Below are 14,202 nucleotides of genomic sequence, written 5' to 3'. Positions count from 1 at the left end.
TCAGTGTTTCCATTTTACTTGACTTCATTTTCTTGGATTTGTGGTACAATAAAAGGTAGCATTTTGACTAGAATGAGAGAAAACATGTTTAAGAAAAAAAGAAAATTTGATAGTCATTCCATTCCTAGACGGCTCAATTTGTTATTTGGGATTGTGATTTTATTGTTTATGAGTTTGATTGTTCGTTTGGGCTATATGCAAGTTGTGCATAGGGAATTTTATACAAAAAAATTGGCGACTGCCAGCAAAACCAAAGTAACAACTAGCTCTGTTCGTGGGCAAATTTATGATGCAAGTGGAAAACCTTTGGTGGAAAATACAACCAAGCAAGTCGTTTCCTTTACGCGTAGCAATAAAATGAGAGCTGAAACGATTAAAGAAATTGCTCAAAAATTACTGCCGTTAGTTTCCATTTCCAATGCAGACGTTACTGAGCGACAACAGGTCGATTATTATTTGGCAGATAGCGAGGTTTATAAGAAGGTCGTCAATCAACTGCCTAAAAATAAAAAGTATAGTGCAGATGGAAATCGTTTGACAGAGTCGAAGATTTATAGTAATGCCGTTAAAAGTGTTGATGTGGTCAAATTAAACTACTCAAATGAAGATAAAAAAGTTATTTATTTGTTTAGTCAAATGAATGCTATTGCAAATTTTGAGACGGGAAATATCCGAACAGACGATTTGTCTCCTGACCAAATTGCGACAATCGCCTCTAGCTCGAAAGAACTGTCTGGTATCAGTATTACCACCAGCTGGGACAGGAAAGTGTTGGATACTTCTTTGGCTTCTATCATCGGAAGCGTTTCAAGTGAAAAGGCAGGGCTACCCGCAGAAGAAGTGAATGCTTATTTGAAAAAAGGCTATTCTCTTAATGATCGTGTTGGGACGAGTTATTTGGAAAAACAATATGAGTCTACACTTCAAGGAAAACGCGCAGTCAAAGAAATCAATCTTGATAAAAATGGAAATATGGAAAGCGTGAAAAATATTTCCAATGGTAGTAAGGGAAATAATCTGAAATTAACGATGGATTTGACTTTCCAAAATGGTGTGGAAGATATTTTGAGAAGGTATTTCAGTGCAGAATTAGCGAACGGTCATGCGACATATTCTGAGGGTGTTTATGCTGTTGCTATGAATCCAAAAACGGGTGCTATTCTAGCAATGGCGGGTTTAAAACATAATATTGATACTGGAGAATTGACAGCCGATTCACTTGGTACCATTATGAATAACTTTGTGCCTGGTTCGGTTGTTAAGGGTGCGACTTTGACAGCAGGTTGGGGAAGTGGAGCTATCACAGGTAACCAAGTTCTGACAGATCAACCGATTTCTTTTGGAGGTTCCTCAGCAATCACTTCTTGGTTTACTCAGTATGGCCCTCGACAAATTACAGCTTTAGAGGCATTAGAATATTCATCCAATACTTATATGGTTCAACTAGCGTTGAATATGATGGGAACCCCTTATTCGCCTAATATGACGATTGATTTGAAAAATTTGAATTCCTCTATGGACAAATTGCGTAAAACTTTTGCGCAATATGGATTAGGAGCATCTACAGGAATTGATTTACCAAGTGAGTCCGAAGGCTATACTCCTAAAAAATATACGTTTGCAAACTATTTAACCAATGCTTTTGGCCAGTTTGATAACTATACACCGATGCAATTAGCTCAGTATGCTGCAACGGTAGCTAATGGTGGTACTCGTATCGCACCACACTTAGTGGAAGGAATTTATGACAATAATGAAAAAGGTGGTCTTGGAAAATTAATTGAAGGAAAAGCCACCAAAGAGTTAAATAAAGTGGACATTTCAAAAGACAACATGGATTTGATTCGTCGAGGTTTTTACCAAGTAGTACATGGAACAAGCGGCTTTACAACAGGGCATACTTTATCTCAAGGTGAAGCAGTGCCAATCAGTGCGAAAACAGGGACAGCAGAAACGTTTGTCAATAATGGAAAACAGGAAGCCATCAATACAAACGTTGTTGCTTATGCACCAAGTAACAATCCGCAAATTGCAGTTGCAGTTGTTTTTCCACATAATACAGACTTATCTTCAACCGTTAGCCATAGCATTACACGTGATATTATTAATTTATATCATCAACAGCATCCGATGAATTAGAGAGGGAATTATGCTTTATCCAACACCGATTGCGAAATTAATTGAAAGTTTTTCAAAATTACCAGGAATTGGCATAAAAACAGCAACACGCTTGGCTTTTTATACGATTGGCATGAGTGATGATGATGTCAATGAATTTGCTAAAAATTTACTTGCAGCCAAACGTGAGCTAACCTATTGCTCTATTTGTGGCAATTTAACGGATGATGATCCTTGTGCTATCTGTACCGATGAGACCCGTGATCAATCTACTATTTTGGTTGTAGAAGATAGTCGAGATGTATCTGCTATGGAAAATATCCAAGAATACCATGGTTTATACCATGTTTTGCAAGGATTGATTTCTCCTATGAATGGTGTCGGACCTGATGACATCAATCTGAAAAGTTTGATTACACGGTTAATGGATAGTGAGGTGGCTGAAGTGATTGTAGCGACCAATGCTACAGCAGATGGAGAAGCAACTTCCATGTATATCTCGCGGGTGTTAAAGCCAGCTGGTATCAAAGTGACGCGACTAGCCCGTGGATTAGCAGTTGGATCTGATATTGAATATGCAGATGAAGTGACTTTGCTTCGAGCTATTGAGAATCGTACGGAGTTGTAAAAGGGTGATAGAGCTTTGTTTAAAAGAAAATGAAAGCTCTGTTTCTGTTCAAAAACAAGCTAAAATATGGTATACTAAAAGGCGATTAAATTTGTAGATTTCTTTTAAGATGAGAAGGTTAGGTATGAAAATGTCAAAACAACAAATCATTCTTCTTTACGGCGGACGCAGTGCGGAAAGAAAAGTCTCTGTCTTATCAGCAGAGAGTGTCATGCGTGCGATTAATTATGACAAATTTTTTGTCAAGACTTATTTCATCACACAAGCAGGTGATTTTATCAAGACGCAAGAATTTTCAAGCAAACCTGCTGATGATGAAAAATTGATGACAAATGATACCGTCATTGAGAGTCAAAAAATGAAGCCGAGTGATATTTACGAAGAAGGTGCTACTGTGTTCCCCGTTCTTCATGGTCCAATGGGAGAAGACGGGTCTATCCAAGGATTTCTTGAAGTGTTGAAAATGCCTTATGTGGGTTGTAATATCCTTTCTTCTAGTGTTGCCATGGACAAAATCACAACAAAACGAGTGTTAGCTTCTGCTGGCATTCCGCAAGTTCCCTATGTAGCAGTGATTGAAGGGGAAAATATAGACGAAAAGATTGCAGAAGTAGAGGCAAATCTAACTTATCCAGTTTTTACAAAACCGTCAAATATGGGCTCTAGTGTCGGCATTTCTAAGTCTGAAAATCAAGATGAATTGCGTTCTGCTCTTGAATTGGCTTTCAAATATGATAGCCGTGTCTTGATTGAGCAAGGTGTCAATGCGCGTGAAATTGAAGTTGGTTTACTTGGAAATGAAGGAGCCAAAAGCAGTTGGCCAGGTGAGGTAGTGAAAGATGTTGCTTTCTATGACTACGAAGCCAAGTACATTGACAACAAAATCACCATGGATATTCCTGCAAAACTCTCTGAAGATGTCATTGTCACTATGCGGCAATATGCAGAAAAAGCTTTCCATGCTATTGGCGGTGTTGGTTTAGCTCGCTGCGATTTCTTTTATACTGATAAGGGCGAGATTTTCCTTAATGAGTTAAACACGATGCCTGGATTCACACAGTGGTCTATGTATCCCCTGCTTTGGGAAAATATGGGCATTTCTTATACGGATTTGATTGAAAAATTGGTTCGGTTAGCTCAAGAAATGTTTACAAAACGTGAAAAGCATTTACTATGAGATAAGAGCAGGTACTCTTCCAAGTTTGAAAAGCGAATAAGTCGTAAGCTTTGTCTGAATCTTAAAGCTTTGCTTTGAGCAATTAGCCATAGCATCAATATAAGAGCTTTTTGCAGTCATAAAACAAGACAGGAATAACATTGCTCCTGTCTTTTCATTTTTTTCTGTTATTTTGCTATATCTTTTAGTGAATCTGTAAAAGTCGGTTTTTCTGTGGTATAATGAGAGAGTTAGAGATATTTAAGATAAGTAGGGGATAAAAATGCAATTAACGTTCTATGAAGTGGCTTCTGTTTTGAAAGCTAAAAATGATGTTCATCTATTTCCAGATTGTACATTTAGAAAGGCAGAATTTGACAGCCGATTGATTGGAGAGGGAGATTTGTTTCTGCCTCTTAAGGGCGCGCGTGATGGGCATGACTTTATTGCGACAGCGTTTGAAAATGGAGCTGTGGCAACCTTGTCAGAAAAAGAATTGGAAGACTATCCTTATATTTTAGTAGATGATGTATTAGCAGCACTGCAGCATTTGGCACGGTATTATCTGGAAAAGATGAAGGTAGATGTTTTTGCAGTCACAGGTTCTAATGGTAAGACGACGACCAAAGACATGCTGGCTCACCTCTTGTCAATGGCTTATAAGACTTACAAAACGCAAGGAAACTACAATAATGAAATTGGTCTTCCTTATACGATCTTGCATATGCCAGATGATACTGAAAAGTTGGTTCTGGAAATGGGGCAGGATCACATGGGGGATATTCATCTTTTATCTACTATCGCTCAGCCAAAAGTAGGCATAGTGACTTTAATTGGTGAAGCACATCTAGAATTTTTTAAAAGCCGTCATGAAATTGCAAAAGGAAAGCTACAAATCGCTGACGGTATGAAAAATGGGGCTCTTTTAGTTGTCCCAGCGGACAAAATTATCAATGACTTTTTACCAAGTCAGCAAAATGTTGTTCGTTTTGGTCCAGACGAAGATATTTGTCTAACAAAATTAGAAGAACGAAAAGATAGCTTGACCTTTGAGACCAACTTTTTAACTAGTGCTATTGACCTTCCAGTAACTGGAAAATACAATGCGACTAATGCTATGGTTGCAACCTATGTAGCTTTAAAAGAAGGGGTGACAGAAGAGGTCATTCAAAAAGCTTTTTTGACCCTTGAATTAACGCGAAATCGCACTGAATGGAAAAAAGCTAAAAATGGAGCTGATATCCTCTCAGATGTTTATAATGCGAATCCAACAGCTATGCGTCTGATTTTGGAGACTTTTTCAACGATTCCTTGTAATGAAAATGGTCAGAAAGTGGTTGTTTTGGCTGATATGAAGGAGCTGGGGGCTGAGTCTAAACAAATGCATGGTGCTATGATAACTAGTCTAAATCCGGAAATTCTCTCAGAAATATTTCTCTACGGAGAGGATATGGCTGCGCTTTTTGCCTATGCTCAGGAAATTTTCCCACCAGAGAAAGTTCATTATTTTGTAAAAAATGCTGAAAAAGACCAGTTTCCGGCCTTAGTAAAAGCGATTAAAAAAGTGCTCCAACCAGCAGATCAAGTGTTGATAAAAGGAAGTAACTCTATGAATTTAGCTAACCTAGTAGAGGAATTGGAGAATGAGGTGTAAGCATCAGGTGCAGTATCTTGCTCTTCTTCGCGGTGTGATGCCTATGGGACCAAATCGAATTCCTAAGATGAGTGACTTAGTTCAATTGTTGGAAACATCTAGTTTAGATAATGTTTCAAGCTATATTCAATCAGGTAATGTGATTTGTGAAACGAGTATATCTGCTAAAGAATTGGCTCGACATATTCATCAATTGATTTTAGAGAAAATCGGCGCAAATTTAGCCATTATTGTAAAAGAAAAATCGGATTTAGAAAAAGCTATCTTGCAAAATCCTTTCCCTGAGGAATTGGATTCATCACGGATTCATCTGGTTTTTACAAACAGTCATATTTCGACAGAGCGATTGACAGAAGTGAGAGAAATGAACTTTACAGATGAAATATTTGCAGTTGGAGAAACTTGCCTTTATATGTATCTACCAAGAGATGCTAGAATAAAGAAGTTAAATAATAATTTTCTCGAAAAGAAACTAGGGACTGTTGCCACAACGAGAAAACTAACTATAATAAAAAAATTAATCAATAGGATGGATTAGTAAGAGATGAATTTACAAGAATTTTTTACAAGTCATAAAACAGAGGCACCACAATTAACCCCGTTTTGGTATGGAATGATGTTTTTGGGAATCATTTACATCATGTACAGTGCTGTAAAATATCATCAAAATAAGCGTTATCAAATTATTTTAAAATTTGTACAAGGATTCCAAATTCTAATGCTTTATAGCTGGTATGTCGCCACTTTGTCACCACTATCTGAGGCACTTCCTTTTTATCATTGTAGATTGGCGATGTTTGCTATTTTGTTTCTGCCTGATTCCTCAGTTTATAAACAATATTTTGCTCTTTTAGGAGTATTTGGGCCTATTTGTGCCTTGATTTATCCTTTGTTTGATCCATTTACTTTTCCTCATATTACCTTAGTATCCTATCTGATTGGTCACTATGCTCTTTTGGGGAATTCTCTCACGTATTTGATGAATCATTATGATAGTAAGCAATTGGACTTGCGGAGAATTGTAGAGATTAGTTTTGCTATGAATCTCTTGTTATTATTTGTAAATTTTGTGAGTGGTGGAAATTATGGTTTTTTGAAGGAGCCGCCTTTAGTAGGTGATCATGGGATAATTAGCAATTATCTGTTGGTGTCATTGCCTCTGATTTTAGCTATTTGGATGATTTCTCTGGTCTTTAAACAAATACAGCTTAAGCAAGAACAAGAAGAAACAGTCAGACAGGAAAATTAAGTTATAGTGAATAGTTTTTTAACGACTCACAAAACAGAACCGTCCCTGATACCGATGTTTTGGCATGGTTTGATGATTGCATTTATCTTTGTCTATTTATACTGCTGTAAAAAATCATGATAATCCATATATTGTAGAAACGTTTAAATGGATAAATTATACAGTTAGTTGTTCTTTATACATGGTATATTGGCTTTCGATTACCACTAGCCAATAGTTTACCCCTTTATCATTGTCGTTTAGCCATGCTTGCTGTTGTTTTTTTACCAGACAACTGGCGAATCAAACAGTATTTTGCTTTAATGGGAGTAAGCGGTGCGGTATTTGCTTTGGGCTATCCGGTCTTTGACCCTTATGATTTTCTTCCGCATATTACGAGCTTTTCTTTCTTGATTGCTCATTATGCCTTGCTGGGTAATTCCCTTGTGTATCTGATGAATTCGTATGATAAGAAAGCACTAAAAAAATATCAGATTCTTTTTTATACTTTTGCATTAGATTTATTTTTAGTAGGGGTTAATCATTTGACAGGTGGCAACTATGGTCTTATGACACACCCACCTTTTATTAAAGGGGAGAATATTTTGTTTAATTATTTGGTTGTTTCAACCATACTGTCTGTCACCTTAATTCTTCTTGATGAAATATTTAAAAGGCGATGGAAAAAGAAATCAAAAATAATTTCAAACTGATACATCTCAATATTTATTTTCCTGTCAAATTTACTTGGCAGGATTTTTTCCACTATTTTGTGCAATGTAAAAAAATTTTGCTAGATTTTATGAAAGAAAATAGTAAAATAAAAGTAGAAAGATAGGAGAGAGATAATGGAAATTGGTAAAAAATTAAAAGAAGCGCGGCAAATATGTGGCCTGACACAAGAAAGTGTCGCAGAAGAATTAAATGTATCTAGACAAACTATCTCAAATTGGGAAACAGAAAAATTTTATCCGGATATTTTATATGTTTTACAGTTAAGTGATTTGTATCAGGTTAGTTTGGATGAATTGTTGAAAGGATATGAGCATATGATTCAGCACTTAGAAGATTCCACTAATACTGTTAAGAGTAATCGAAAGATTTTACTAGCCTTTATATGTAATATTTGTTTATTATTCCTTTTCTTCATTTTTGTCACTCCAATCTCTAAGAGTTATCTGTTGACCTTGTTAGCGGTGGCGCTGGTGACTGGGACAAGTGGGTATATCTTGGTGCAGATTATTCGCAAAATATAGGAGGTTTTATCATGACTTGGTATCTGTTGACCTTGATTGGTTTGCTTATCGTAACAAACGGACTGTTTGTTTATCAATTATTTAAATTGGTTGAATTAGATGCTGCGGTTCGCGGGATGAAACACCCCAAATTTTGGGCTTTCTTAACGACTGGTGGTCAACGAGGAGAAGGATTGATTTTGTACCTATTAAAACGGAACAAGGCCGTTTTTTCCATGACAGCAGAAGAAACAGAAGAACTTCAAACGAGGAAACAACGGTTAATCTATTTACTGATGTTAATGGTTATCTTAGCGATTTTTCTCTTTGCTAGTGTGCTTGTGAGATTTTAATAGAAGTCTCGACTATCGAAAAAAATAAAATTAATCGCCCGAGAGGGCGATTTTTATCTTCTCTAGATTATTGAAAAAAAGTGCTAAATCCGCTATAATGGATAAGTTGAAAGGATCAAGGATTCCGATGTAAAGATAAAAAGTAGATGCTAACATTCACGATTATTCTAAAATGAAAGAAAGAGAAAAAGATGACTTTACAAGAAGAAATTAAGAAGCGACGGACTTTTGCTATTATTTCCCACCCGGACGCAGGGAAGACGACCATTACTGAGCAGCTGCTCTACTTTGGGGGCGAGATTCGTGAGGCTGGGACAGTCAAGGGGAAAAAGACTGGAAACTTTGCCAAGTCCGACTGGATGGATATTGAGAAGCAGCGGGGAATTTCTGTGACGTCCTCTGTCATGCAGTTTGATTACGATGGCAAACGGGTTAATATTCTGGATACGCCGGGGCATGAGGATTTTTCAGAAGATACTTATCGAACCTTGATGGCGGTGGATGCAGCGGTCATGGTCATTGACTCAGCTAAAGGTATTGAGGCACAGACCAAGAAGCTCTTTGAGGTTGTCAAACATCGCAATATCCCAGTCTTCACCTTTATGAACAAGCTGGATCGAGATGGCCGCGAACCTTTAGATCTACTGGAAGAACTGGAAGAAATTCTAGGCATTGCTAGCTACCCAATGAACTGGCCAATCGGTATGGGAAAAAGTTTTGAGGGTCTCTATGATCTCTATAATGAACGTCTAGAACTGTACAAAGGCGATGAGCGTTTTGCTTCTTTGGAAGATGGGGATAAACTTTTTGCTTCCAATCCTTTCTATGATCAGGTCAAGGAGGATATCGAACTCTTACAAGAAGCTGGAAATGAATTTTCAGAAGAAGCGATTTTAGCTGGTAAATTGACCCCGGTTTTCTTCGGTTCAGCCTTGACCAACTTTGGCGTGCAGACTTTCTTAGAAACTTTCCTTAAGTTTGCTCCGGAACCACATGGCCATAAGAAGACAGACGGTGAGGTAGTCGAGCCGCTCAGCCCAGACTTTTCAGGTTTTGTATTTAAAATTCAGGCCAATATGGATCCGCGCCACCGCGATCGTATTGCCTTTGTCCGTATCGTTTCTGGTGAGTTTGAGCGCGGTATGAGTGTCAACCTGCCTCGTACCGGAAAGTCCGCTAAGCTGTCTAATGTCACCCAGTTTATGGCCGAAAGCCGGGAAAATGTCACCAATGCTGTGGCAGGTGATATCATCGGAGTTTACGATACCGGGACTTATCAGGTTGGTGATACCCTGACTGTGGGCAAGAACAAGTTTGAATTTGAACCTTTGCCAACCTTTACACCAGAGATTTTTATGAAGGTTGCAGCCAAGAATGTCATGAAGCAAAAATCCTTCCATAAGGGGATTGAACAGCTGGTACAAGAGGGGGCCATTCAGCTTTATACCAATTACCAAACTGGCAAGTATATGCTAGGAGCTGTCGGTCAGCTCCAGTTTGAGGTCTTCAAGCATCGCATGGAAAATGAATACAATGCTGAAGTGGTTATGAGCCCAATGGGTAAAAAGACAGTTCGGTGGATTTCACCAGATGACCTGGATGAGCGTATGTCCTCAAGTCGCAATATCTTAGCTAAAGATCGCTTTGACCAGCCTGTCTTTCTTTTTGAAAATGACTTTGCTCTTCGCTGGTTTGCGGACAAGTATCCGGATGTCAAGTTAGAAGAGAAGATGTGACGTACCAAAACTATCTGATTACAGACCGTGTATAGCAGCATCATAGTTATAATAAAATCGGCTCGCTAAATTAGTTGCTACGGGATATAAAAATTTACTGAATTGTATATATTAAATTTTCCTAAGGATTGAGCTTTCTTCTCTCAGTCCTTTTCCATTGATAGTGAAAGGGGAAAGTAGTGTTTATCGAAAAGAAATTACAGAGTGGAATGGCCTGGATAAATTTGGATGCAGATATTTTGAGTCAACACCCAGGTTCTTATACAAAATACAATATTGATGAAGAAACAATTGAGTATGCACTGGATAAAAATGAACGCGCCCACATGGACTACAATCGTGAGACAGGAACAGTTGTTTTTATTTTCAATGTACTCAATTTAAAAAGAGCTAAAAATTACTATGAAACAGTCCCTATGACCTTTGTGGTACAGCAGGATCGGCTCATTACCATTAGCAATAAGGAAAATACTTATGTTGTAGATATGATGAAAAATTATGTTGAACACCATGAACCAGTTACAGTTTACAAATTTCTATTTGCTAGTTTAGAATTAGTGTGTAATTCTTATTATCCTGTGATTGAACAAATGGACGAAACAAAAGATAACATCAATCATCTTTTGCACCAAACAACCACTAAAAAAATCTCTTTGCTTTAGCTGATTTAGAAACCTCTATGGTCTATCTGGTTGCTGCTACCAAGCAGAACCGCATGCTTTTGGAGCATATTAAAGGCCATGCCATTTATCGCCATTTAGATGAGATTGAAAAAGAGCAGTTTGATGATGTCATGATTGAAGCTCGTCAACTCGTCGCTATGACAGATTTGATTGCTCAAGTTCTCAATCAATTGTCAGGCTCGTACAACAATATTTTGAACAACAATCTAAACGATAATTTAGCTCTATTAACTATTATTTCAGTCTTATTGGCAGTATTGGCAGTTATTACAGGATTCTTTGGAATGAATGTGCCACTGCCTTGGTCAAGTGATAAGAATGCTTGGCTCTATATTGTGCTTATTAGTTTTATACTCTGGATTATTCTTGTTCAGTTTCTAAAGCGATTTGTAAATAAACAATAAAATTGTCTAGATGAGGAAGTGAAGCAAAATCATAATCGTTTCTAGTTTTGTCCCGATAAATTTTAAAAGAAATGATATATTGTTTACATAGGCACAAAGTATAGTTGTCAAATTTACAGAAGTCTTGTTTTAAAATACTATATACCCCTGTTGCTAGTTGATTTTACTTCACAAAAAAGCCCATTTGGTGTACACTGCAAGTGAAGAAAAAAAGCAGAGAGGTAAACCAAATGGACACTTTCCATTATACACCGAGTCGTCATCCTCTTCAACTCAGTATGCCACAGCTTCGTGAAGTCTGATGTGACTTATATCAAAAGATCGCTCCTGATGAGCTGGTTCATCGTAAGAATGTAGAGCAATGCAAGGTTTCAGATGTTTCTGTTTTGACCTTAATGCTGTTCCAGGCAGAAATTGGAATGAAGTCACAGCGAAGGTTTTACCAATTGATTTGCAATTTCTTCGGATTCACCGGACTGGAGAGAAGCCGCTTTTATCTCCGTGCTCGTTATCTGACGCCCCTGCTTCGGTTGATTCGCCCCTATTTCAATCAACTGGATTTTGATGAATTGGTCATCATTGACAGCTTTCCAATCCTCCTTTTCCAGCCTGTCAGAAATCATCGGATTAAGGTCTTGAATAAGGTGGTCAACATTGGCTACTGTGCTTCCAAAAAGATGTGGTCTTACGGTTTGAGAGTGCATTTGGCGGTGACAGAGTCGGGCTATATTTTGGATTATCTGGTTACCCTTGCCTCAGTCCATGATATTCAGGTAGCAGAAGAATTGCTGGAGACCGTGTCCCTTATTCTCGCGTTTTAGGAGATTTGGGATACCTAAGTAAAGAGTTGAAAGAACGCTTGGAGGCAAAGGGGATTCATCTTTGGACGCCGCTTCGTAAAAATATGGAGGGCATTGATGAGCGTAACATTCCTGCAATTCTAGCCATTCGAGGAACTATTGAAACTTGAATCTTTGTTCTAAATGCAATGTTTGACATTGAGCACCCGATTGTTAGGTCTTTAGCAGAATGGCAATTGGAGATTGAACAGGTTCTTTTAGCCTACCATTTAGAATTTTTTGTCAACTAGCAACGTGAGTACTATATGATTAGTGTAAATTGTTTTATATGGTTCTCATTTTAAATATTTCTTTATAATTAAATATCTAAAGGAAGTATAAAGAAGAGAAGAAGCTAATTTTATCATAGTATCTATTAGACTTCTAATTAATTTTCAAGTAAAACGCTATCAGTTCTATCTTTTTACTATTCTTTATGTTATACTAAGTAGGTTGCAAAAACTAAAAGCTTTTCTGTTTAATGGTAACTAGCGACCAAGTTGGCGCTTTTTTAGTATTCCGATTTGAGAAACCATATTTTTAATAAAAAGAAGAGCCAAAATGTCTTATAAGGTAGCTTCGTACTGCCTTTTAGAAAGAAGAAAAAATTGAAATTTAATGAATTACATTTGTCTGCTGAATTGTTAGCAGAAATTGACAAAGCTGGTTTTGTAGAAGCTAGCCCGATTCAAGAACAGACCATTCCGCTGGCTATGGCAGGAAAAGACGTCATTGGACAAGCCCAGACTGGTACTGGAAAAACAGCTGCGTTTGGTTTTCCTACTCTGGAAAAGATTGATACAGAGGATCCAACTGTTCAGGCACTGATTATTGCACCGACTCGTGAATTAGCAGTACAGAGTCAAGAAGAACTCTTTAGATTTGGTCGTAGTAAGGGTGTCAAAGTCCGCTCAGTTTATGGCGGGTCTAGCATTGAAAAGCAAATTAAAGCTTTGAAATCAGGTGCTCACATTGTCGTAGGAACCCCAGGGCGTTTATTAGACCTCATTAAGCGTAAGGCGTTGAAACTCAATCATGTAGAAACGCTTATTTTAGATGAAGCAGACGAAATGCTTAACATGGGCTTTTTGGAAGATATTGAGTCTATCATTTCCCGTGTGCCAGAAGACCGTCAGACCCTTCTCTTTTCAGCAACCATGCCGGATGCTATCAAGCAGATTGGTGTGAAGTTTATGAAAGAACCAACACATGTGAAAATTGCAGCTAAAGAGCTGACTACTGAGCTGGTAGACCAGTACTATATCCGCGTCAAGGAAAATGAAAAATTTGATACCATGACACGTCTTATGGATGTAGAGCAGCCAGAACTTTCTATTGTTTTTGGGCGTACCAAACGCCGAGTAGATGAATTGACTCGTGGTCTCAAGATTCGTGGTTTCCGAGCAGAAGGGATTCATGGCGATTTAGACCAAGGAAAACGCCTCCGTGTACTTCGTGATTTCAAGAATGGCAATCTAGACGTTCTTGTTGCAACAGATGTAGCTGCACGTGGATTGGATATTTCTGGTGTGACCCATGTCTACAACTACGACATTCCGCAGGATCCAGAAAGCTATGTTCACCGGATTGGTCGGACTGGTCGTGCTGGTAAGTCAGGTCAGTCTATCACTTTCGTAGCTCCAAATGAAATGGGCTATCTGCAGATTATCGAAAATCTGACCAAGAAACGCATGAAAGGTATGAAGCCAGCAACTGCAGAAGAAGCCTTTCAAGCTAAGAAAAAAGTAGCCCTCAAAAAGATTGAGCGAGATTTTGCAGATGAGACCATTCGTAGCAATTTTGAGAAATTTGGTAAAGATGCTCGTAAGCTAGCAGCTGAATTTACGCCAGAAGAGTTAGCCTTATATATCTTGAGCCTAACGGTGCAAGATCCAGATACTCTTCCAGAAGTGGAAATTGCGCGTGAGAAACCACTACCGTTTAAATATGTTTCTGGTGCCAATAAGGGGAATCGGAATAATAAAGGTGGAAATCGTCGTGAACGTGGTAGCAGACGTGGCAATTACAAAAAGGGCGGTCGCAATGAGTATTTTGACAAAGAAAAACGCTATCGCAAAGAGCACAAGAAACCACGCAATACTTCAAGTGAGAAGAAAACAGGTTTTGTGATTCGGAATAAAGGTGATAAATAACTATATAATAATAAA

The 14,202-nt window shown here is 38.0% G+C and carries 10 protein-coding genes and 3 pseudogenes; all 13 read left to right on the top strand.

The features are described from left to right. The first annotated feature begins 72 nt into the window (after nt 1-72). The 13 genes and pseudogenes from pbp2b (at nt 73) to cshA (ending at nt 14,187) form a co-directional block, all read left to right on the top strand. Complete coding sequence (gene pbp2b, locus SCSC_RS06605) at nt 73-2,139, top strand: penicillin-binding protein PBP2B (RefSeq protein WP_172459567.1); 2,067 nt, start codon at nt 73-75, stop codon at nt 2,137-2,139. 10 nt (nt 2,140-2,149) lie between these two features. Next, nucleotides 2,150-2,746 carry a recombination mediator RecR gene (recR, locus tag SCSC_RS06600; protein ID WP_003068251.1) on the top strand — a complete coding sequence of 199 codons (597 nt, stop codon included), beginning with the start codon at nt 2,150-2,152 and terminating at the stop codon, nt 2,744-2,746. Nucleotides 2,747-2,876: 130 nt separating this feature from the next. Further along, on the top strand, nt 2,877-3,923 hold the full coding sequence (locus SCSC_RS06595; protein WP_037565728.1) for a D-alanine--D-alanine ligase: 1,047 nt from the start codon (nt 2,877-2,879) through the stop codon (nt 3,921-3,923). 262 nt (nt 3,924-4,185) lie between these two features. Beyond that, nucleotides 4,186-5,556, top strand: a complete 1,371-nt coding sequence (locus tag SCSC_RS06590; protein WP_006269741.1) for a UDP-N-acetylmuramoyl-tripeptide--D-alanyl-D-alanine ligase — start codon at nt 4,186-4,188, stop codon at nt 5,554-5,556. Continuing rightward, on the top strand, nt 5,546-6,094 hold the full coding sequence (locus SCSC_RS06585; protein ID WP_080572552.1) for a DUF1697 domain-containing protein: 549 nt from the start codon (nt 5,546-5,548) through the stop codon (nt 6,092-6,094). The genes SCSC_RS06590 and SCSC_RS06585 overlap by 11 nt, the downstream gene beginning before the upstream one ends. 6 nt (nt 6,095-6,100) lie before the next feature. Next, nucleotides 6,101-6,805 carry a YwaF family protein gene (locus tag SCSC_RS06580; RefSeq protein ID WP_006269761.1) on the top strand — a complete coding sequence of 235 codons (705 nt, stop codon included), beginning with the start codon at nt 6,101-6,103 and terminating at the stop codon, nt 6,803-6,805. A 6-nt stretch (nt 6,806-6,811) separates the two neighbouring features. After that, nucleotides 6,812-7,497 (top strand): annotated as a pseudogene (locus SCSC_RS06575) (YwaF family protein). A gap of 135 nt (nt 7,498-7,632) precedes the next feature. Beyond that, nucleotides 7,633-8,040: a helix-turn-helix transcriptional regulator gene (locus SCSC_RS06570; protein WP_006269756.1), complete on the top strand. Its 408-nt coding sequence runs from the start codon at nt 7,633-7,635 to the stop codon at nt 8,038-8,040. Nucleotides 8,041-8,051: 11 nt separating this feature from the next. After that, entirely contained in the window at nt 8,052-8,372 is a 321-nt protein-coding gene (locus SCSC_RS06565) for a hypothetical protein (protein WP_006269768.1), read from the top strand. A 191-nt stretch (nt 8,373-8,563) separates the two neighbouring features. After that, entirely contained in the window at nt 8,564-10,108 is a 1,545-nt protein-coding gene (locus tag SCSC_RS06560) for a peptide chain release factor 3 (RefSeq protein WP_006269747.1), read from the top strand. A gap of 179 nt (nt 10,109-10,287) precedes the next feature. Continuing rightward, nucleotides 10,288-11,195 (top strand): annotated as a pseudogene (locus SCSC_RS06555) (magnesium transporter CorA family protein). A 230-nt stretch (nt 11,196-11,425) separates the two neighbouring features. Then, nucleotides 11,426-12,285: pseudogene (locus SCSC_RS06550) on the top strand (IS982 family transposase). Between the two features lie 357 nt (nt 12,286-12,642). Continuing rightward, a complete protein-coding gene (gene cshA / locus SCSC_RS06545) occupies nt 12,643-14,187 on the top strand; it encodes a degradosome RNA helicase CshA (protein ID WP_006270613.1) in 1,545 nt (514 codons plus the stop codon). Nucleotides 14,188-14,202 lie beyond the last annotated feature (15 nt).

The organism is Streptococcus constellatus subsp. constellatus (assembly GCF_023167545.1).
Taxonomy (GTDB): Bacteria; Bacillota; Bacilli; order Lactobacillales; family Streptococcaceae; genus Streptococcus; species Streptococcus constellatus.
This window is presented reverse-complemented; position numbering and strand designations above follow the sequence as displayed.